Source organism: Scytonema sp. UIC 10036, assembly GCF_009725235.1.
Genome location: NZ_WJFC01000054.1, coordinates 1 through 20,787, shown reverse-complemented (window position 1 = coordinate 20,787; position 20,787 = coordinate 1). Strand labels below are relative to the sequence as shown.

Here is a 20,787-nt window from a genome sequence, read left to right as displayed (position 1 = left end):
GTTTTGGCATGACCTTGCTTTGGAAATACTCCAATACTGTATTGGCATATACTTAATTTCTGCCTCTAACTGGGAGAGCATATCATTATTTTGATGATGCTTTCCTTTACTTTGATTGTTTCGGCGTCAAATATATCATCTTTACTAAAATTTCTATTGTTCCTCATGTTGCTATGCTCCTTTAACCTAAAACTTTCTTTTCCTCAATTTTGCGCCGCTGTAACTTAATCACCTCATTCCATCGGATTTAGCTCTGCCTGTAGCGGGTTGCGGTGGGAGTCTGGCTAGTTTTAAATAGTGGCTGCCAGGTTTGACTAGATTTATGAAAAAAAGGTAACGTGTTATTTGGACAACTATAATGATGGCAGGTTAATGCTCCAGACTGACGATATCCTGGAAATGGTTTTCCAGAAGCACGCAAACAATACTTCTCTATAAAAGCATCATATTCGACTTCAAGAATTTTGTGAATATCAAGAATTTCCAAAATCTCTGGATTTTTATAGTGAAGTATTTCTTCATAAAAAAGGGTTTCACTTTTGGAAGGAACGCACACCGTAGCATCTACACTGAATCCCTGAAACTGAACAACGTACATAAAAATAAAAAAGGAATTTTTCCAGACCGGATATTTTACAATTAATTTATTAATTTCCTTAATACATTTTGTCAACTGGGTTCCCGAACCATTTGTATAATCCATAAATACGAAAACCGAATTTTCTGGGTTCCCTGAACTAGCTTCAAAATACTCTTTCAAAGGTCTAAGCTTTTTACTATCAGGAGAGCTAGTAGCAGTAAGAGCCGACCTTTCATAAATTGCCCAAAGTCGGTATTGACTCTCGACAGATGTGTTTGGTGGAGGAGGTAATTCAGCATATCTAATGCTTTTATTCCGCAGCCATTTTTGCAGTTCGGCCTCATTTTTTACGGAGGCTTTAGGGTCTGAGTAAAAGGCTTGTCGAAGGCTTTCTTTTTGCAGAAGTAAATTCAGTAATTTTTGTTGTAAGCTGCGAGTCGCATCTTCAATAATAGTTTTTGAGAAAAACTGAAACTTACTCAAAAGTAAATATGCTATGTTTTTATCCATAGTAGTTTCAAACTGATTTAGCCACTCTCGAATCTTTTTCTTCGACAAAGAACCTTCCCAGCTAGAAAACCTGTCATAGCAAGCCTCAATCTCTATATCGTCAAATAACAAATCAATTTCTACCTGCCTTTCTTTTGGTAAGATCGAAGAAATTGGTCTTTGGTATGGTGACACGATTTCCCCCAATTTCCTTTGTAATTGCTTGATTTCCTCAGCAATAATCTGAGGCTTAATATATGGAGAATTACGCTCCAGGTTGTCTGCTGACATAAAGTGTTTATTTTAAAGTCTTTCCCGAAATGTGAAGATATCCTTAAATACCAAGTTTGTAAAAGTGTACATATAAGGCTTTTGACCAAAAATCTCAATATATTGCTCAAAATCTTCCTTAACTCTGAGTTCTGAACTCGCTTTATTTAACCTATACTTAACTTGTTGTTCGTCTAGTCCATAAAAATACGCAATTGGACACGAGTCTTTCAAAGTCAAAAGGTTTTGAATTGTCTGTTTTCTTCCGCCACTAAAAAATAGAAGATTTAAAAACGCTTCTGCTTCGTTAGATAGAGAGTTACTAATTCGTAATTCTGAAAAATATGCCTCAGCATACGCTCGATAACTATTACTAAAAATTCTTCGAGATGTTTCAAGACTAACTGATGTCTGGGATGGTTCTGCCTCAGCCCAAAGCAATTGGCAGATAGTTTCGACAAATCGAGGAACGCCTCCAGAAACTACTGCAACAAAGTCAATGACTTCTTCATCAAAAGGATAAACCCTATTATCAGTTCTCAAAGTTACAGAACTATTTTTGGTTTCTATATACTCTTTTACTTCTTGAGGACTTAAAGGTTTGAGGATTTTAAAATTAAATCGTGCTTCTTGTAGCTGGCGAGCTTCTGAAATAATTTGACTATAGTATTCTTCAGTCACACTGACACATAATGCCCAACCTGGTCTTAGTAAAAATTTCTCAGACAAACTGTGCAAAAAACTTAGAAAATATGAGATTTCTATGCTAAGGTTGGAAAACAGCGCCTCCACTTCATCAAAAGCAACTAGTATATAATATTTTTGAGTCCGCTTAAGTAGTTCAAAAAAAATGTCAAAAAAATTAATCAACTCTGTTTCTTCAAATAATAGTCGATCTGATTTTGTTAAAAGACCTTCGCGAAGCAAGACATTGTACATTTTAAGCAGAATAGCTCCTAAAAGGCTTTCAAAATGTTTACTCGGCTGGCTTGATGCTGCAACTGGTGTGATGATTTCTTGAAATTTAATGGGAATACACACTCCATCGTTATTATTAAATTCTTGTGCTATCAAATTGAGCAATGTTGTTTTTCCATATCCATACTCTCCTACAAGAAACAACTTGATAGGTCTTCTGATTTTAATCGATTGTTTAACTTCATCCAGAAGGTTATTAATAAACTTTGTATGAACTAGTCTTGAAGTGTACTCCTGAGATACTACTGATGCAGCAGATCCAGAAATAACATAAGGATTTTGAGCCGGTGCTATGGAATTTCCATTAACGTCTTGGTAGGGCATAGTCAAACAGCAATAGCAGGTTCTAAGATCTTAATAAATCCATACTTAACTCCTCGAATGTCAATTAACTCAATTCCCATATTACGAGCAAGCTGAGATTTAGTTGTTCTTAATTCGATGCGATGAGTCAACTGCAACTGAATCAAATGTTTTTTAAAATCTTCATCAGTATAATTGGATACTTGTTCTAAAATTCTATCACGAATCTGGGCAACTGGAACTAGACCTAAACTTTTCTGAGCAAGAGCGCGGTAATTATTTAAAATAAAATCTAAAAGGTTTAAGTAATTGTCAATTTGTACTTTGTCTCTGTAAAACAGATCGAGATAACCCACTCCCGGATTACCAACATAGCTGTAGTCACAGTGTTGTATTAATAATTTTTGAAGTCGATCCAGTGGGGGATTTTCTGATAATTGATGATTTTTATAAAGGAGAAATCGAGCGTTACTGTAAGTTTTGACCATTTGAGAATACTGAGAACAAAGTTGAGTTAAATTTTCATTAAAGACTTCAAGAGAAGATGAAGTTTGAGCTAAAGTCTTTAAAGGTTTAATGACTTCTATTTTAGACTGAACAGAAATTGAGACTCTGGTTTTTTCTGGCTTGCTTTCTGAATATAACTGACCATCCGCTTTATACAGATCGAGAGCGTAAAAACCAGCTAAATAATTTTTTATGGTTGTAGCAGACATGGGCGTTCCTGCTGGCTTCCCTTTATTTGCCTTATGAGTCACTAGCTTGCCTTCAAGCCAGGACAAAGCAACCTTTAATGTCTGACCGTCATTCGCTGCAAGACCCTTTGCCAGTATCCTCATATCCTCTGGATACTCCTTGGGTAAATGAAAAATTGGAATTATCTTGGACATAGTACCTTTAAGCATATAAGCAGAAGGTTTATTCTATTTTAGTACTTCTCAGTTAGTAGGAGTGCTACGCTAGTCTATCTACTTTTATTCAAACTAACCCTCTCTTTCAAAATAAACATTAATCTCGCTGGTGGAGCGTAATCTCTAAGTACCCCTTTTTGTACAGAGTCTTTAAAAGTTTCCAGATATCCTGGTTATCTGGCAAGCTTTGATAAACTTGGCTGATTGTAAGACCACTGCCGACCATGCTAATGGCACTTAGAAGCTGTCTTTCTTCTTCTAAAAGATGTTCATCCTTTTGACTCTCAATTTTTATTGATTCCTCACGGAACTCTAAACCTTTGTCAAAAATAGATTTAAGTTCGTTAACTTGGATTTCAAGATTTTTAAAGTCTAAGGTCGCTGATAGCAACAAGTCCCTTTTTGATAATAACTGTGTTTTTAAATTGCAAACTTGATTTAAAAGCTTAGTTACCTTTTTTTCCCGATTTCGAGCAATAAAGTATAAATCCCTTTCTAGTTGCTTCCAATTTGAAATTCGATTATCACACTCATGAAGCAGCTTTTCCAAAAAAATTTGTTTTAGGGCTTCATAAGAGCTTTCACGGTCTTCATCATCAAATTTACATCTTTCTCTTAAATAATCTTTATTAGGAGAAATTAGACACAACAACTCTTCGTATCGAGTGAGTCTTTCCTCAAAAGCCTCTCGACGCGATCGCCGTTCACCCCTAATCTGTTCTTCAATTTCAACCAAGGGTTTTTGCAGCAACTCGTATTCTCTAAAACTTTCCACACCATGACGGCTAAAATGCTCTACTACTCGGTCAATAAACTCATCATCATAGCGCACTAAATGTTCTGAATCGTTACTTAGACTTTTTCGTAAATTCTCGGCGCTTGTCAGAATAATTCGCCACTGTTCCAGACCAGTTACTAAATCCTGTAATCTTGCTTTAATGCTTTCATTAGTTTGCAAAAATTTGCTACACTCATTGAGTTGATGATGCAATTTCACAATGTTTTGTTCGTCTAATACAACTATATTGGCTAATTTTTGGCAATCTTTATCTAGTTGCAAAACTTGTTTTTCTAAAGTCTTTCGGTGGTCATTGAGACAATCTTCTAAACCACTCGTACCAAAAATTTCCTGACTGACTTTAGAAGTTTTTAATCTAAGCGGTAAGTTTTCTAACTTTAGTTTAATTTCAGTAAATTCTTTTTGCAGGGTATAGTGTTTTTCACGGCAAAATCTTTCAAGACGAGCGCTTAGATCTTGTAACTTTCTTTGAATTCCATCAAGAACTACTTCATCATTGTAGTTCGCAAACTCGTGCGAAGTCTTTACATCATCAAAGTCTTGTCCTAACGTTAGTTGTATACCTTCAGTTGTCTTAAAATCTCTTGGTGACCTGGTTACTGAAGAAAGAGTTGTTTCTGCTTCATTTAGGTGACAAACAACCTCCTGTAAAAGCTTCTCATCAAAATTTTCTAGTAAAGAAGAAACCCGAGTGCGAAGTTCATTTAACTGACCTTTTAAGTCACTATGGTCTAATTCTGCCACACAAGTCCGAATAACTCCCCTTTGTCGATTCCATTCGACATATCGACGGCGTTCCAACCATTCAAGTGCTTCGTCAAACTCTTCTTGAAGATAGCCAAGTTTTTTGACCTCTTTCCATATCTCTGAATAATTTAATTTATTGAGAGTTTCCTGACCATGCACGATCTCAACAGCCTCTTTTGATTTCAGTTGATTTTGAATAAAGGATTCGAGAGGATGAGCAACAAATTGAACTTGAGAATTTTCTGTTCTCTTGCCAGCAACTTTGGATTCATTAATCAAACCGTGCTGTTTGAAAATTGCTAAAAGGCTGGGCAGACCAGAACCTGCCGTGTCAAATAAATTTTCAAATTCTTCCTTTGAGGCTTGATACAACTGACGACCTCGGCGAACAGATAAGGTGACCTTCTCAAGCGCTAACTTATACTTAAAAAGTGCTGGACGCAAATTGGTGTAGAAAGATTGATAGCTGGAAAATAGAGTTTTACATTTTTGATAGAATACAGATTCTATCAGTTTTGTTTCCGCACCCTTGACTACTTCTAGACCAATAATTTTCCAGGTCTCTGGTGCAATTGATGGAAACAGGAGCCGAAGAGCTAAGGTGTGGCACTCCTGACGGTGATGCTCCAATCGATCTCGATCGGCTTTGCTAACCTCAGGATTTTTTGAGAGCCAGTTTTGAATGTATTGAGATAAATTCAATAGCGTACAAGCTGAACACTGTTCAGCAGGCATGACTTTGCGGAGCAAGCCGAAGGCTGTGGGATATTCTCTTTCAAAACTTCTACCTAATTGAAGATGGAAGTCTACTTGACCAGTCCCCGCGATCGCAGTTAATCTTTGTGGAACCTTAGCTGCATTTTGATCATAACTCAAGTAAAATCGCCAATCTAAGTGAGTTTCTTCTGGTGGAGTGAATCTCATCAGCCCAGAGTTTTCACCACCAACACTGATGACGACAGAACGGTTAGGAAACTCTAAATTATATCTTTCAAAAGAGCCATTCAAAAAATTATAAAATCCAAATCTATCTTGTTTCCACTCATCTTTATATCGCCAAGTCCAATTAGCTTTCTGACCAGACTGGGAAACTGGAAACAGTAAGGGGAGAATTTCCTGTTGAAAAATTGTTGTTGCTGTTCCTTCTTTTTGAGCATCATTCCACTCTCCAAGCCAGCTTCGACGAAATGACCCAAGAATTTTATCAATGACTGTTTGAGAAGTCCTTTGAAAAAGAGCAGCTAAAGCAAAGCTATGTTCGGTTGGTTGTATAATGTACGAACCGTACAAATTATCATCTTCCACCAGCTTCTTTAAACTCTTCAACAGTCCGAATTTCTCAGCTATAGTTGTGGTCACACCTGATGGAAAACTCGCAAGAAGCTTAATAGCTTCGCGTCCTTTTGTATGTTTGTGAAAGGAAATCAGTGATTCAGCTTTGTTAATAGCATCGCTAAGTTTATGCTGTTGCGTACCGTATAGCTGCAAGCTTCCCTCAAGATAATCCTGAATTAAATTGAGAGGAGTATATGGCTTCTGTTGTTCTTGAGCAACAATAACTATGCGTTTAAAGACTTCGATGATTGTACGAGGACCGTTACCCAGATCTCTACGCTCACACAACTGTCCCAAACTTTCAAGCGTTGCTGAATCTACTAACTGTTTTCCCTGTGACAAATCTTCTGGCAAAAACTTCTCACATAAAAAATCCCAAAGCTTACCCGGAAAATCAGATTTATAAGCGTCAGTTAATCGAAGCGATACATTCTGCTCCCGCATCCGATGGATAATATCACCAGCCTGTTCTTCAATTGCTGATTCAGTAGGAGTAGTAGGCATTCCCAGAATGAGTGCGACAGGTGTAGAACTTAAAGCCCGCATTCCTTTAACTAAATCGCTCAAAATCTGAATGCGAACGCTCGATCCCTCCTCAGTTCGTAGGAATTCTTGGCATTCGTCAGCAAATATAGCTAAACCCTTAAAACCAGCTTTCCGCAGAATAGAAACGCTCTCCTGCCAAAAATTCAGAACACTATCAGTATTGGTAGTGTCAGTTTTTAATTCTCGAACAATTTTAAGCACTTTGTCTTCAGATAATTTAAATTTGCGTGCTATTTCTGCAGCTTGCTCTTGCTGGGACTTTAGGACGTACTTAGAATACAGTACCTCAATTTCAGGAACAAGAGCGGGGGAGGATTTTTCTAAACTTCCTTTAATCCAGCCATAAGTGGCAATCATTAAGTTGCCCAATTCTTTAAATTTGAACGGCGGCACGGCTACAATTTTATTCTGCCTGCACTCAGCCCAAAAATAAATCAGGGTTGCTGTTTTACCATAACCATAATCGGCACTTAGGTAGCCATTAACAGGTTTTCCCTTACCAATTTCATCAATTAATCGGTCTCGAAGTGTTTTAACTTGTTCTAAGGGCTTATAGCTAGTAGCATATAATCCATAATCACGGGCTACGCTTTCAAGTTCGCTTTCAATCTGAGATGGACTGACAGTATCTACAATTGCTTGAATTGATTCTAGTTGCCTTAATAATTTTTTCATAAATATTTGTTTTATGTACGAGTTTTTAAAAAATTTAAATTCTTAAATTAATTGGCTCCACTCTGGGGACTTAGTTAACATTATCCACTGTCCATAACCCCCTTCATACCCCCAGTCAAAGAATCCTCCTTGTTCATAATCATAAGTGCATTTTGCATTATTTAGAGTGCCATCTAATCCACTTGGATCTAGCAAAAGCATTTGACAGATAGCGTCTTTAATGTCTTCGCGCAAAAAAATCTTAGTCCCATAGGTTCGTTGCCGTTGCTTGTAGATAGCATCTACCGCCTTTAAAAAAATAGGAGCAGCACAGAAATAGCGACGGGTGAAGTATTCGGATTTTCCTTCCGATCTAATTATGCGGGGTGACAGAGATCGCAACCAGTTCAAAACACCAGTGATACTGCTATCACTGAATGCTATTTCACTCGCAGGAATTTCAAAGTTTACAGCTGCTTTTTCAATCACCTCTCCCACTATAGACTTTTTTTCAGCAGATGATAAAACCACTTCTTTTCGTAACCAAAGTTGTCTTACGACAGTTGCATAAGCCCATGAGAACCTTTTATCATGCTCGAATAAATGTAGCTGATAAATTACTAGGTGTAAGAAATCGCCTAGTAGATCGGGATTAGATTGTTGAATGTCAGCTGCTACTTTCCCCAGAGGAGTTAAACTGGATGGATTCTTTTTGTCGAGAATAGAAAGGTTACGCAGAAAGGGAAAAACATTTTTTTGTAAAACAGTAGCTCCAAGTTGACAGAGAGCCGCTAACTGGTCAATATCTGTTTGTCGGCTGGAAAAATTGTCAAGAATAACTGCCACTCTTTCCAAAGTGGTGTTTTGCTGTAGGTGAAGAGTTAATCTTTTAGTCATAAATCACGCTCCAATGTATCCAACCAAGCCGCTAGGTTGTGCATAATTCGATGATTTCGGCTAGTTCTCAATTGTTCAACACTTTGACAAAAATAACAGGAGTGTTTAGTATCTCTTTTAAGGTTTTCTATACCTGTTTTTGTAGTTTCCAAATTGCGTCTAACTGTAATTTGAATTTGAGCTTTATTGGGGAAAAAGATGCTGCCAAAACCTCCTGCTTTCCACCAAGTTGTGCTATCCAAAGTATCGGGAATTAAGTTGTGTCTGCGGAGGCGATTATAGCTGTTTGGTCCGCCAATACCAAAACAGTGAACGAGCATTCCATTCTCTCTAGCAATATCGCAGACTGTTTTAAATAATGCCAAGCTCTCTTGAGAGAGCATATTGACACTTCCATTAGGACCTGATGTTCCCCAAGAACCAAAACCAATTCTGCGTATGCCAAGTTTTGCATAGGTTTCAAGACAACGATTCACTTGGTTAATAGTGCGTCCTTGTACGGGAGCGATCGCACGCTCTTGCACATAATTAGGCATTTTGTTATAAAACGCCTCACAATGGTAAAGAGTTTCACGGACTTTGTACTCTACAATCTCATCGGAATCTGTAGTTAAAGGTACAACGTCAGGCAATACATACCCATCTGCCCATTGATTTTCTTTATAAAATTTATCTAAAAAGACAAGAAGATCGTTGTAGTAATCTCGTTTACCTTGCTGCACTTGATAAGCACCACAATCCAACCAAACACTTTTGATGTTTTCTATAGCTTTTTCTCGCTGCAAAAATTTAGTAGTAGATGGGGGACAAGCGATAGGTGAATAAATGACGTAAGCAAAAGGATTTCGTTCTAAATCACCACCTAATCTCCATAACTCAAAAAGGCGCTTCAATTCAGAACCGCTAGCACTAAAAGACGCAACAAATTGAGAACTCAATGGTGTTGCAGACACTAAGTTTTTGTGCCACACTACTAAATCGCGTTTTACTCCTGGTTCAATATTGACTCGACTAAAGCCCATTTGGTAATAAAAGCCATTAGCTTCCAAATCTAATGGACATTTGAGGCGTAAAGTTTTGATACCGCACTTTCTACTATATTCTTCCCACGCTCTAATTAATTGAAGACCTACCCCTTGCCGACGATGAGATGGAGAAACACAAAGATGATATAAAGTCGATATATTATCACGCCTGTGATGAAAATGCAAGAAGCCATGAGAGCTATATAAAATTTCCTTATGAGCTATCGCCTCAGCCAAGGTAGTTCTATTAACAAAACCTATTTCATAACGGTGGGCATCTGCGAGAGCCTTCACAAAAGGTAAGTCTTTTTCTGTTGCGAATGTTACTGTATTTTCCAAAGATTTAATCTGCACGTACTTTACCCAAGAACCTTTTTCAACTCCACATATCAATAAGGCTTCTATAACTTAACATCTTTACATAACCACCGCCGCGAGGTTAGCCTGCTTTTCTATCGCAATATACGTTGAGCAATTTTAACCATATACTCACCTAAACTACGAACAAATTGTCGTATCAGAAAGGCTACTCACAAGTGTTTGGTATTGCAATTAGCCACAAAGACACGATCTACTCCATTTAGATTTTTCCTGGTTCTCACAGTTGAGCTATCCTCCAAACCTAAGAATCAGACCAAGGCACTAAAGGTAATGCTTCCCACATCGCTTTTCTCCTCATAATTTGTAAACTGTAGTAGCTCAGAAATTTGCATTTTGTTTACTGCTGTAGCTATTATATGACCAATAAGGGTGAAAAAGAAACCAGAATTTATATTTATGTTAAGGATGTTGTGTCTGTTGCTTGGAATAAAGACAGGGGAATGCTTTTAAAGCGATTGCGTGGGAAAAAATCACGTCAGAAATTAGTCGATGACATTGTTGCCAGAGGTGGTGAATGCTCCCATCAAAACTTGAAAAAATTAGAGTATGGAGAGTCTGAAAGCGTTTCTATAGAGGTATTAGAAGCTATTTGTACTGCATTAGAAATATCCATAAGCGCTTTTCTCAGCCTACTTGAGGTGACAGGTTAAAGTTTTGGGTTAAATTTTTAATTTTAGTAACTTTAGTAGCTAAACTTTGATAAAATTAAAAATGCGGATGCCCTTCGGTCAGAGACGAAATCTCTTGTTAAACCTCATTAATGAAAAGTTTGAGGAGTATATCGACCAGATCACCAATCCAGTTGTGCCAAAATGGAAATTGTCTCGTTGTCAGAGGTCTTTGGAGAACTTTAGTATGTTTGGAATGGTTCCCAACTTCTCAGTAGTTTTTACTAAAACCTATAGGGTAAATGGTAGCACAGCCCTTTAATACTGGAGTTTAGACTAGTCTAAACTCCAGTAGGTAATGTTGTGATACTCCTTCGGCAACGATACGTAAACATGAAAATGGTGAAGCACACAAGGTACGTCATGCTTCTCGCCTGGATGAATGGTATGCTCCACACTTAACGTCATCTAAATGGCAAGGCATAGATAACTCCGAGGTGTCAGGTAGTATGAGCGTAATCCTTGCTCAATCCCCCATATTCTCTGAGTTTGCCAATTACTACAAACGCTTGTTTACTGATAAGATTTAATCAGTTGATCTGTTAGGTGGGTTTCTTCGTCATCAGATTCTCTGCTTAGCCCACATTACTCCTATCTAATTTTGTTTGTGATGTTACCAAAGTTCTTAAATTAAAACAACGACAAAGGGTAGTTTCACCAAAAAAAACGATGCTCAAAATTCATATATAACAGTATAAAGTAAGACAATATTTTCGTTATTAGTATATTTACTGGTTTATTGCCAAATGACTATGCAGCGATTTCAGAGTCATTACCATTTACAAACAAAAACTTTTCTGTAGTGTTTCTCAGTGAGGTGGAAAGAGTTTTAAAAGTATCAGATAGTATGGAAAATCTGAACCAATAAAACTCGTTCAGGTTTTTGCAATCCATTTGCTAGAACAAAGGCAGCCCAGCATGATGGTTTATAAGTGAGATAGGATATTCCCCTTCTCAGCAGCAAATAATGGACGATGTTGACTCCAAGAGGTGACTGCCTCAAACTGGGTTGCTAATGCAATGACGGTTGTTTCCTCGCCAGGACGCCCTACAAGTTGAACACCCAGGGGCGAGGCATATCGAAGCTCAAAAAACTAATATAATTAGCAAAAACTAATTATATTAGTTTTGTCAAGTATTCAGAAAAACATGAACCCATCGGTTTTAGGTAACCTTCCCAGCAAGGTTCACAATCATTCAGCAAATGGGCTGCTCTTAAGCATATCGCTCCAATTGGGTGAGGCAAATCCGTGAATGCAACCCCGACCAACTTCGGCTAGCCAAGTGAATGCAACTGTTTGAGGTTTTCGTTTGACTTGTGAGACTAATAATTCGGTCATCGCCCTATTGAAGCCAAGTCGAGGATAAGCTTCGATCGCTTGCTCTACGGTTTCTGAAGGAATATCGGAAATTCGCATTCCCAATACATCTGCACTCGCTCCTAAATGCACCAGCGCAATTTCTGGCTGTTTTCGTGAGGCTATGCCTAAAGAAGTGTGGAGTGCGATCGCATCCCAAACGACTTCTGCTTTTTCGTTTGGCAATCCATTCGCCAAAACAAAGGCTCGTGCAGCATCCGCACCATCGACTTCAAATCGTTGTTCACCATCAAATCGTTCCGTCAATCCTAAATCGTGCATGATTGCACCTAGATACAGCAACTCGCGATCGTATTTGAGTCCATCCCGTTTCCCTAACAAGTCACCAAACAAAAATGTCCGAATGCAGTGATTGCACAAAAAAGTTGGTGAAATTTCTGCAACTAGTTGCGTTGCTTTTTTACAAATTTCGCTGTCTGGAATCATATATTTTTCCAATTGTGTAAGTTCAAAGTTTTGAAGAAGTTGATTGCAGCAACGTACTTAAGCAACAGAAATTTTCGTCTGTTTTTTGCGCGTGGTTGAAGGAGAAACCCCAAAGTACCGTTGCCATAGACGGCGAAAATGACGGCTATCGTCGAAGCCACAACGGGTAGCGATCGCCTCAATCGACAAGTCTGAGTTCTGCAACAGCGTGGAGGCGACTTCCAAACGCAAGCGTTGCTGATATTGCACGGGCGTTAATCCAGTCACCTCCTTAAAGGCACGGCTGAAACTTCGCACGCTCATGTTAGCAATTTGGGCAAGCTCGGTTAAGGAAACCGATTTCATCGCGTGTTCTGCCAACCAATTCTGAACGCGATGTACACCTGGATGCAAATGATTGCGGTATTCCAGATAAACACTCCGTTGAGGTTGAGTGCCGTTACGCCGTAAATAGATAACCAGGTAGCGAGCCACCTCAGCCGCGAGGCGCGGTCCATGCTGTTGCTCAATCAGCGACAGCGCCATATCAATTCCAGACGCAATGCCTGCACTGGTAACAATGCCGCCATCGCTAACATACAAAACACCGTCCACAACATGAGCCATTGGATAACGCTGTTGGAGATCTTGCATAACAAACCAGTGAGTGGTGCAACGCCGACTGTCTAGCAGTCCAGCCTCCCCCAAGACTGCTGCTCCCGTGCAAATGGAGGCAATGCGCGTGCCGTTTGTATGAGCATTCATCAGCCAGCAACGAGTATCAGCATCCAGCAGGGGTTGGTTGAGCCGCTCCAATGCCACTCCAGCGACCATTACCACATCATGGACAGACACAGATGGTAGTGGGTCGAGCTGTCCTAAAAACAGCCCCTGTGCCGATCGCACTCCTGAAGTGTTAGCACAGAAGTGTAGGGAATAGGGCGCACCTAATGAGACAGCTATACTGAATACCTGTGCTGGTCCAGCCAGATCCAACAGTTCGACACCCTCCAGTATGAGGAAGATGACACGCTGTTTGACCGTGCCGGAAGTGGAATGCTGAGAAGTCATGATTTCAGTCTCAACTCGTTCATGCCATGATGATAAACCGCTAAACGCTTTTTCTCTAGGGCTATGACGGTCAATGAGCGGACGAATCTAGCCAAACAAAAACTAATTGGGAAAATCTTGCTCCAGTACCTAACTCACATGCACGCCAGCTTTGGAGTAGTTTTGAGGAAAGAGAGCGCGTCGGGTTTCTTCATCGACATTCGTCTTGAAATTAAGTTCTTTGCCAATAGCTCTGGCTTTTGCAACCGCCGGACGTGCATTCACTCGCTCGTACCAGGCTTTTAGATGAGGAAACTCATCCAGGGCATTTTCCCCTAACACTCGTGGGAACCGATCGATCCAACCCCAGGCAGCAATATCGACGATCGTATACTCATCGCTCACAATGTATTGTTGGTTTTGAAGTCGATCGTTGAGAATACCGTAGTGCCGCTCTACCTCGCGGCGGTAACGATTGATAGCGTAAGACAGTTGCTCCGGTGCCATATGCTGAAAATGCACGGCTTGCCCAGAATAAGGACCAACCCCAGTAGCAACAAACATTAACCAGGAGTAAAGCTGTGCGCGAGCGTTGGGATTACCCATAAATTGGCCCGTTTTTTCTCCCAAGTAAAGGAGAATGGCATTGGAATCGAAGACTACATTTGAACCATCAACAATCGCGGGTACTTTTGCATTGGGGTTAATGGCTCGATACTCAGCAGTATGTTGTTCACCTTTGAAGACATCTACAGGAAGGACTTCATAAGGCAAGCCCGACTCTTCTAGAAAGAGTGCAACCTTTATAGGGTTGGGAGTATGGTGGAAATAGAACTGAATCATATTGTGTGTTGTGAGGATTGACAAAACTTGGTTTGTTCTCGCAGGCTAATTGTTTAATTATTCGTAAAGCGTCGAACAGTTAAACCTTATCGCTCTTGTGCCATAATGTCAATGAATGTTCGCAAATAATCGAACAAATGTTTGAGGAGAAAAAACAACGTGAAACCCCTGTACCACCCAGAGCGCGAGGCAATGACGTTAGAAGGCGTGTTTAATGCTCTAGGTGATAGTGTGCGCCTAAATGTCATTCGAGATCTACTGAGCCTACCTGAAGGGGCTGAAAAGGCGTGTGGAGCGTTTGTAATTTCCGTCAGCAAGTCTACGTTCTCGCATCACGTTCGTGTTTTACGTGAAGCGGGTTTAATCCAGGTGCGACAAGAAGGGGCGCTCTCCCTACTCTCGCTGCGCCGAAAAGATATAAATGCTCGTTTCCCTGGGCTACTGGCAACTGTAGAGATCGCAAGCAGTTCTAATTACTTTAAAGAGTAAAAATTGAAGATAGTGTGTAGAAAACCTACTGCATTCTTAAGCTACAAACAAAGTGACGAATTTCTCTCTAAAAAGTAAAAGTTAATAGTTGTACTGACTGTAATACTTAAACTTAATGTTTCGTATCATGTTAAGCTGTTAGCCTCCTAAGTTTTGAGAGGAAGCTATTTTTTAAAATTTCTTTGCAAATCACATTAGCTTTATCTACCAAAAGTTGGAGGTAGGTAAATGTAGAAATCATCACACTTGGAATTAACATTTTTTGAAGTATTTAACTAAAATCCATCAAGACTCAAACAAATTTTAGAAAAAGGAGAGAGTTATGCAGAATGGTTTTGATTGTACTTCCTATCAAACTAAAACAACCTTGCAAAAGGGAGATTCTGGTGCTGCTGTAACTCAATTGAAGAAGTTATTGAATGCTCAGGGTTCTACACTACCTACAGATGGTAATTTCGACTCAGCAACTCTTTCAGCAGTCATTTCATTTCAGCAGAAGCATGGACTGCCTGTAAATGGAGTTATCGATTCTCAAACTTGGGCAGTCTTAGAAAAGGCTACACATTCATAAAAAGGTAGTTTTTGAAATGCAGAACCTTTCACAACTCTACGGTTTCTGCCAATTAATTAAAGCTGAATCGCTGCTTTTATATCTCTATACAAACCCTCTGAATATATGCAACTAAGAGGGTTTGTATAGATATTCTAAAAGCTTGGTTAAATGCCTGGTTTGATTTCGTAGCGCCTATAAGCGTCAATAGCCGATTTATCCATTTCTCAACTTTAGATATTTCACATAAGTGCGTGATTTGATCGTAGCTACTTATAGAGTTACTGTGTTAAAATTTTGAGAACATAATTTTTGGGGAATATTTCTCTAAGAGAATAACCATGTTTTTTTCCTAAAACACTGCTCTAAAGAAGCAGTTAATGTGCCCTGGGGAGAGGAAAAAGTCACTTGACCACAGGTGCGATCGCGCCAAGTTGGTGCAAATTTTGTAGTTAGTAAATTTACTTTTTAGAAGAGGATTTAGGGATGGGGCGGCAGCAGGGCGATCGTGATTAGTCAGGGATGGGGAGTGGAGTGGGTACGGTAGCGTACAGACAAAAAGCTGCCCCTGCGGTTTTAAATCTTTATTTCTTTTGACAAGGCAAGAAAATAGGTAAGATATACCCTTTGTATTTGTCAAATTGGACAAGAATTCTCAAAAACTGGGAATAATTATTTAATATCCAAATGGAGCTAAGCGGATTCGAACCGCTGACCCCTTCAATGCCATTGAAGTGCTCTACCAACTGAGCTATAACCCCATCAAAGCCTTTCTTAGTATATATAACAATTTATCTGTTTGTCAACGACTCACAGCAAATTGATAAATCATGCGATTTCACAAGGAAGTCAACATAGCTCTACTTTTCTTGTAAGACTTATAGCGTCTCCTAGTCTGGTCAGGTACAAATTTATCTGCGTCCATCCGCTACAGGCTGCGATTAATTCAATATCCTGAACCTTACGAAAGTGGGAATTGCTATAGTACATATGAAGTAACTTAATATCAGCATCAGCAGTTACGATTCCCTTAAAGCCGATATTTCTTCTGGGTCGCATTCCGAGTATTTGTGTACCAAATCCAAGTATTCCTTAACATCTTTAGGATTCTGCTGGTACTTCTTGAGTTCTCTGGAAAACTCTAGTTTCCCAATACTGTTTTGGATGAGAGCCAGTTGTGATGAGGCTTCTAGGAGTGTTAAGGTCGCTTCTTGTAGCTGGGATAGGCAAGAAGATATATTTTTCTGTAGAGAGATCTGGCTAAAAACGGCTGAGGTTGCTATCATAGTACTCAACAAAAGATATTTATTTACTACTTGTCCCCTGAAGAGGCGTTAACTCTTTTGGGGAATTTTTCATATTATACAGCAGCACAAGATATTTTTGTGACGTGTTAAAAAAATTAAATTTTCAAAACTTCTTTACAGTATCAGCGAAGTCGAACAGTGACCTTCCCGAAACGCTCTTCAAGCAAACCGCGAGAAATGCTTTGACAGCAGTCCACTGAGAAGGTCAGTAGCAAAGGAATGCTACCAAGCTAAAGGTTGACAGAGTTTGGTTTTCATTTCACAATCTTCTTCCCAAGGGAATTTACCTTTAGAGTCAGTCCAAATAAATTGAAGGACTGGGAAATTCACATGACCGTAGAACCTTACAGCTATACCAAGAAGCTCCTCTCTAGTATCGCTGTCATTATTTGGGATTGGTTTGAAGATAACGGGATACTTTTGTACTAAATCCGTGTAAGTAACGTTGGGCTGAATGACCTCCCCTCCTTTTACCCGATCGCCCACATCATTAAGTAAGGTTAAAGCAATCTCGATAGGGAGTCCAAACAAAATAATTTCTGGATGCTCGTAGTTGTGATACAAACCTATGGTGTAGGCAAATCCAGGGCTGTCTTGTTCAGCACCTATACCCATGACTTTCCAGCCCGGTTCTCCTTCCACATTCTTGAGAATATCCTTTAATAAAGCAACATAGTCTTTCATAAATTTATCTCTAAATTGATTTTATTTACTATCTTGCTTCACATCGGGCTAATAGCTAATTGATAAATTCTGCCATTTAGCTATCTTCCGTCAACGGCTATCCGTATGATGCTTGCAGCAAGTAACTCATGCAGTGTCCCATAAGAAAGTAAACAACTAACATGGCGGCGGCGGCAAGCGCTACTAGCGTCCCTGCCAGCATTAAAGAAAACTCTTTATTCTCATACGCTTTTTCCATTAAGTGTAGCGACCAGGCTACCAGTGCTACATCGAATACTAAAATAGGTATCAACATATCTATACTATATTAATTCTTGTTAACTTATATTAACATCGTTTCCAAGAACTGTGTTGAACTACTCTAGCTGTGGATACAAAAGGGCTTGCTGCTTGGGTTTACATTCTGACGGGAATCTTGCGATCGCTTAAATAAGACTTTATCTGAGTTACGCTTAATTGTCCGTAATGTAAAAGCGATGCTAGTAAAGCTGCTTCTGCTTTACCTTCTGTTACAGCAGCATAGATATGCTCGCAGTTGCCAGCACCGCCAGATGCTACAACTGGAATTTGTACAGCTTCAGCAATAGCACGTGTTAATTTTATATCATACCCTGCTTGAGTACCATCAGCATCCATACTGGTAACTAGGAGTTCTCCTGCTCCACGCTTTTCAGCTTCTTTTGCCCAAAATAAGGCATCTATGCCAGTATTTTCGCGTCCCCCTCGCACGTACACGTCCCAACCTGGGTTATTTGGATCTTGTCTTTTTCTGGCATCAATTGCAACAACTATGCACTGATTGCCAAAGCGATCGCTAGCCCGATTAATAAAATCTGGATCTCGTACCGCCGACGAATTAATACTAACCTTGTCTGCCCCAGCTCGTAAAAGATTTTTAACATTTTCTAAGGTTTGAATACCACCACCGACAGTCAAAGGAATGAAAACTTGTTCTGCAGTGCGGTAAACAACGTCAATAATAGTATCCCGGTCTTCATGAGTGGCTGTAATATCAAGAAATACTAACTCATCAGCACCGGCATCGTTGTAAACCTTAGCCATCTCCACCGGATCGCCAGCATCCTTCAAATTAACAAAGTTCACTCCCTTGACAACACGTCCCGCCTTCACATCCAGGCAAGGTAAGATTCTCTTAGACAGCATCAGTACTTTTGCACTCCTGTTGTGATTATCCGGAACTTAAATTTTAAGGCGAGACTATTACAAAATGAAAATTTTCTTAGAACGCTAAGATGGAGAGCTATGGGTAGAAAATAGAAGAAGGGTAAGGCTAAAGGTAAAGGCATTGAGTTTTCCTATTGCCCATTGCCCCTTGCCCATTCTTTGTAAACGTTGATAGCTCGAAGTATGGCGATTATCTCCTCCAAAAAACAACCTCAAGATCCAAATGAAAACCCAAAAAAGCGTCATGAGTCAGGCTCATCACCCCCTAAAGACAATTTGTTGCAACCCGAAGCAGCTATTGAAGAAGGCAAGCAAGAAGAAGGTATACGACCACAAAGATTTGCAGACTACATTGGGCAAAAGGATTTAAAAGAGGTATTGGAAATCGCCATCAAGGCAGCTCAGTCGAGAGGTGAAGTGCTAGATCACCTCCTACTGTACGGTCCTCCGGGTTTGGGCAAAACAACAATGGCGATGATTTTAGCATCGGAAATGGGGGTAAATTGCAAAATCACCAGTGCTCCAGCCCTAGAACGTCCAAGAGATATTGTTGGGTTGTTGGTAAATTTAAAAGCAGGGGATGTTCTGTTTATCGATGAAATTCATCGACTCTCAAGAATGACAGAAGAAATTTTATACCCTGCTATGGAAGATTATCGCTTAGACATTACAATTGGTAAAGGTTCTAGCGCCCGGACACGGAGTTTACCGCTATCAAAGTTTACCCTAGTAGGAGCCACAACTCGCGCAGGGGCACTAACTTCACCACTGCGCGATCGCTTTGGCTTAATTCAAAAATTGCGGTTTTACGAAGTGGATGAACTCAGCAAAATTGTACTGCGAAGCGCCCAATTCCTACAAACAGCGATCGCAGAAGATGGAGCAGCAGAAATTGCCCGTCGTTCTCGCGGAACGCCTCGTATCGCCAACAGGTTACTGAAGCGAGTGCGCGACTACGCACAAGTCAAATCCTCAGGAGAAATTAACGAACTAGTAGCAGCAGAAGCATTAGAACTGTTTCAAGTAGATCCTTGTGGACTCGACTGGACAGACCGCCGGATGTTAACCGTCATCATAGAACAATTTAATGGGGGACCTGTAGGATTGGAAACAATTGCTGCAGCAACGGGAGAAGATACCCAAACCATTGAGGAAGTGTACGAACCCTATCTTATGCAAATAGGTTATTTGCAACGGACTCCCCGTGGAAGAATGGCGACAGCCTCAGCGTACAAGCATCTGGGTTACAAGCCTCCCAATCAACAGTTATCTCTTTTGCCGTAATTTGTTTAAAGGCGTTAGATAATTATTTTTGGAGCCTCACGCAAAGACGCAAAGCCACAAAGGATTTCTTAGCGCCTTCGCGTCTTTGCGTGAGGTATTTATTTGAAAACGCCAAGAGTTAAACACCAATGCTAAGACTTATTGGGATTTTGCTAAGTGTATTGCTAATATTTGGTTGGGTTGAGCCAACTTTTGCTGCAACTCAACCACTGAATCTCACTCCAGAACAGTTACAACAGCAAAATGAGTTGGCAAACCAAGCTTTTGCCGCTACGGATAAAGGTGATTTTGCTACAGCCGAAGTATACTGGACGAAGATTATAGAGCAATTTCCCGATAATGCAGCGGCTTGGAGCAATCGGGGAAATTCCAGAGTGAGCCAGAATAAATTGCAAGAGGCACTGGCTGACTATAATAAGGCTGTGGAACTCGCACCAAATGTGACTGACCCCTACTTAAATCGTGGTACGGCATTGGAAGGCTTGGGAAGGTGGAATGATGCGATCGCCGATTACAACCATGTTCTAGAGCTTGACCCTAAAGACGCAATGGCATATAACAATCGGGGAAATGCTTTGTCAGGTTTGGGAAAATGGGATTCTGCGATCGCAGACTATAGAAAATGTACTGAAATTGCCCCCAATTTTGCCTTTGCTCGTGCCAACTATGCCCTAGCTTTATATGAAACTGGCAAAGTAGACGAAGCAATCCGCGAAATGAGAAATATTACTCGTAAATATCCCAAGTTTGCTGATATGCGTGCTGCGCTGACAGCTGCGTACTGGGTAAACGGGCAAAAAGGAGAAGCAGAAAGCAACTGGGTATCAGCATACGGGCTCGATCCCCGCTACAAAGATATTAATTGGGTAGCCCATATCCGTCGTTGGCCTCCTAGTTTAGTTGCCGCGTTGGAAAAGTTTTTGACACTTAAGTAGTAAAAGGGCATCGGGCATTAGGTATTGGGCATCGGGCATGAGTCATTCTACTTTGTCCCCCTTGTCTACCTTGTCCCCCTTGTCCCCCTACTC

General features: G+C 40.1%; 18 protein-coding genes and 1 tRNA gene. 5 read left to right on the top strand and 14 right to left on the bottom strand.

Annotated features, from left to right (window positions below; all coding sequences use genetic code 11):
* Positions 1-247: 247 nt before the first annotated feature.
* From F7734_RS24480 to F7734_RS24455, 6 genes are all read right to left on the bottom strand, one after another.
* Positions 248-1,360 (bottom strand): hypothetical protein, encoded by a 1,113-nt coding sequence (locus F7734_RS24480; protein WP_155747139.1) that lies wholly within the window; start codon positions 1,358-1,360, stop codon positions 248-250.
* A 12-nt stretch (positions 1,361-1,372) separates the two neighbouring features.
* Complete coding sequence (locus tag F7734_RS24475; protein WP_155747137.1) at positions 1,373-2,413, bottom strand: hypothetical protein; 1,041 nt, start codon at positions 2,411-2,413, stop codon at positions 1,373-1,375.
* A 230-nt stretch (positions 2,414-2,643) separates the two neighbouring features.
* Complete coding sequence (locus tag F7734_RS24470; protein ID WP_155747135.1) at positions 2,644-3,510, bottom strand: hypothetical protein; 867 nt, start codon at positions 3,508-3,510, stop codon at positions 2,644-2,646.
* Positions 3,511-3,628: 118 nt separating this feature from the next.
* Positions 3,629-7,633, bottom strand: a complete 4,005-nt coding sequence (locus F7734_RS24465; protein WP_155747133.1) for a hypothetical protein — start codon at positions 7,631-7,633, stop codon at positions 3,629-3,631.
* A gap of 42 nt (positions 7,634-7,675) precedes the next feature.
* The gene (locus F7734_RS24460) at positions 7,676-8,509 is read right to left on the bottom strand and encodes a hypothetical protein (protein WP_155747131.1); all 834 of its coding nucleotides are present in this window, start codon (positions 8,507-8,509) and stop codon (positions 7,676-7,678) included.
* Entirely contained in the window at positions 8,506-9,888 is a 1,383-nt protein-coding gene (locus F7734_RS24455) for a GNAT family N-acetyltransferase (RefSeq protein WP_166482120.1), read from the bottom strand. The genes F7734_RS24460 and F7734_RS24455 overlap by 4 nt, the downstream gene beginning before the upstream one ends.
* Before the next feature lie 383 nt (positions 9,889-10,271).
* Here F7734_RS24455 and F7734_RS24450 point away from each other — a divergent pair, with 383 nt between their 5' ends.
* Positions 10,272-10,565: a helix-turn-helix transcriptional regulator gene (locus F7734_RS24450; protein WP_155747130.1), complete on the top strand. Its 294-nt coding sequence runs from the start codon at positions 10,272-10,274 to the stop codon at positions 10,563-10,565.
* Between the two features lie 1,211 nt (positions 10,566-11,776).
* Here the strand turns inward: F7734_RS24450 and F7734_RS24445 are convergent.
* The 3 genes from F7734_RS24445 to F7734_RS24435 all read right to left on the bottom strand — a co-directional run bounded on the left by F7734_RS24445 (position 11,777) and on the right by F7734_RS24435 (position 14,260).
* Positions 11,777-12,388, bottom strand: coding sequence for an HD domain-containing protein (locus F7734_RS24445; RefSeq protein WP_155747128.1), 612 nt, complete (start codon positions 12,386-12,388; stop codon positions 11,777-11,779).
* Between the two features lie 57 nt (positions 12,389-12,445).
* Positions 12,446-13,438 (bottom strand): GlxA family transcriptional regulator, encoded by a 993-nt coding sequence (locus tag F7734_RS24440; protein WP_155747126.1) that lies wholly within the window; start codon positions 13,436-13,438, stop codon positions 12,446-12,448.
* Between the two features lie 129 nt (positions 13,439-13,567).
* Positions 13,568-14,260 (bottom strand): glutathione S-transferase family protein, encoded by a 693-nt coding sequence (locus F7734_RS24435; RefSeq protein WP_155747124.1) that lies wholly within the window; start codon positions 14,258-14,260, stop codon positions 13,568-13,570.
* 159 nt (positions 14,261-14,419) lie between these two features.
* Here F7734_RS24435 and F7734_RS24430 point away from each other — a divergent pair, with 159 nt between their 5' ends.
* Positions 14,420-14,749 (top strand): helix-turn-helix domain-containing protein, encoded by a 330-nt coding sequence (locus F7734_RS24430; RefSeq protein WP_207714196.1) that lies wholly within the window; start codon positions 14,420-14,422, stop codon positions 14,747-14,749.
* Positions 14,750-15,071: 322 nt separating this feature from the next.
* Positions 15,072-15,320: a peptidoglycan-binding domain-containing protein gene (locus F7734_RS24425; RefSeq protein WP_155747122.1), complete on the top strand. Its 249-nt coding sequence runs from the start codon at positions 15,072-15,074 to the stop codon at positions 15,318-15,320.
* Between the two features lie 667 nt (positions 15,321-15,987).
* Here the strand turns inward: F7734_RS24425 and F7734_RS24420 are convergent.
* The 5 genes from F7734_RS24420 to hisF form a co-directional block, all read right to left on the bottom strand.
* Positions 15,988-16,060: transfer RNA gene (locus F7734_RS24420), tRNA-Ala, on the bottom strand.
* A 258-nt stretch (positions 16,061-16,318) separates the two neighbouring features.
* Complete coding sequence (locus tag F7734_RS24415) at positions 16,319-16,585, bottom strand: hypothetical protein (RefSeq protein WP_155747120.1); 267 nt, start codon at positions 16,583-16,585, stop codon at positions 16,319-16,321.
* A gap of 243 nt (positions 16,586-16,828) precedes the next feature.
* Positions 16,829-17,290 (bottom strand): DUF4262 domain-containing protein, encoded by a 462-nt coding sequence (locus tag F7734_RS24410; protein WP_155747118.1) that lies wholly within the window; start codon positions 17,288-17,290, stop codon positions 16,829-16,831.
* Between the two features lie 97 nt (positions 17,291-17,387).
* Positions 17,388-17,585 (bottom strand): hypothetical protein, encoded by a 198-nt coding sequence (locus F7734_RS24405; RefSeq protein WP_017745655.1) that lies wholly within the window; start codon positions 17,583-17,585, stop codon positions 17,388-17,390.
* Between the two features lie 101 nt (positions 17,586-17,686).
* Complete coding sequence (gene hisF, locus F7734_RS24400) at positions 17,687-18,454, bottom strand: imidazole glycerol phosphate synthase subunit HisF (RefSeq protein WP_155747116.1); 768 nt, start codon at positions 18,452-18,454, stop codon at positions 17,687-17,689.
* Positions 18,455-18,658: 204 nt separating this feature from the next.
* Between hisF and ruvB the strand changes: the two genes are divergently transcribed.
* Both ruvB and F7734_RS24390 read left to right on the top strand, forming a co-directional pair.
* Entirely contained in the window at positions 18,659-19,759 is a 1,101-nt protein-coding gene (ruvB, locus tag F7734_RS24395) for a Holliday junction branch migration DNA helicase RuvB (RefSeq protein WP_155747114.1), read from the top strand.
* A gap of 128 nt (positions 19,760-19,887) precedes the next feature.
* Positions 19,888-20,694 carry a tetratricopeptide repeat protein gene (locus F7734_RS24390; RefSeq protein ID WP_155747112.1) on the top strand — a complete coding sequence of 269 codons (807 nt, stop codon included), beginning with the start codon at positions 19,888-19,890 and terminating at the stop codon, positions 20,692-20,694.
* The last annotated feature ends 93 nt before the right edge of the window (positions 20,695-20,787 follow it).

What these genes read in the sequence shown, in the direction of transcription:
- F7734_RS24480 (WP_155747139.1), bottom strand. Translation starts at nt 1,360, where the DNA reads ATGTCAGCAGACAACCTGGAGCGTAATTCTCCATATATTAAGCCTCAG.
- F7734_RS24470 (WP_155747135.1), bottom strand. Translation starts at nt 3,510, where the DNA reads ATGTCCAAGATAATTCCAATTTTTCATTTACCCAAGGAGTATCCAGAG.
- F7734_RS24465 (WP_155747133.1), bottom strand. Translation starts at nt 7,633, where the DNA reads ATGAAAAAATTATTAAGGCAACTAGAATCAATTCAAGCAATTGTAGAT.
- F7734_RS24460 (WP_155747131.1), bottom strand. Translation starts at nt 8,509, where the DNA reads ATGACTAAAAGATTAACTCTTCACCTACAGCAAAACACCACTTTGGAA.
- F7734_RS24450 (WP_155747130.1), top strand. Translation starts at nt 10,272, where the DNA reads ATGACCAATAAGGGTGAAAAAGAAACCAGAATTTATATTTATGTTAAG.
- F7734_RS24445 (WP_155747128.1), bottom strand. Translation starts at nt 12,388, where the DNA reads ATGATTCCAGACAGCGAAATTTGTAAAAAAGCAACGCAACTAGTTGCA.
- F7734_RS24440 (WP_155747126.1), bottom strand. Translation starts at nt 13,438, where the DNA reads ATGACTTCTCAGCATTCCACTTCCGGCACGGTCAAACAGCGTGTCATC.
- F7734_RS24435 (WP_155747124.1), bottom strand. Translation starts at nt 14,260, where the DNA reads ATGATTCAGTTCTATTTCCACCATACTCCCAACCCTATAAAGGTTGCA.
- F7734_RS24425 (WP_155747122.1), top strand. Translation starts at nt 15,072, where the DNA reads ATGCAGAATGGTTTTGATTGTACTTCCTATCAAACTAAAACAACCTTG.
- F7734_RS24415 (WP_155747120.1), bottom strand. Translation starts at nt 16,585, where the DNA reads ATGATAGCAACCTCAGCCGTTTTTAGCCAGATCTCTCTACAGAAAAAT.
- F7734_RS24410 (WP_155747118.1), bottom strand. Translation starts at nt 17,290, where the DNA reads ATGAAAGACTATGTTGCTTTATTAAAGGATATTCTCAAGAATGTGGAA.
- F7734_RS24405 (WP_017745655.1), bottom strand. Translation starts at nt 17,585, where the DNA reads ATGTTGATACCTATTTTAGTATTCGATGTAGCACTGGTAGCCTGGTCG.
- hisF (WP_155747116.1), bottom strand. Translation starts at nt 18,454, where the DNA reads ATGCTGTCTAAGAGAATCTTACCTTGCCTGGATGTGAAGGCGGGACGT.
- ruvB (WP_155747114.1), top strand. Translation starts at nt 18,659, where the DNA reads ATGGCGATTATCTCCTCCAAAAAACAACCTCAAGATCCAAATGAAAAC.
- F7734_RS24390 (WP_155747112.1), top strand. Translation starts at nt 19,888, where the DNA reads ATGCTAAGACTTATTGGGATTTTGCTAAGTGTATTGCTAATATTTGGT.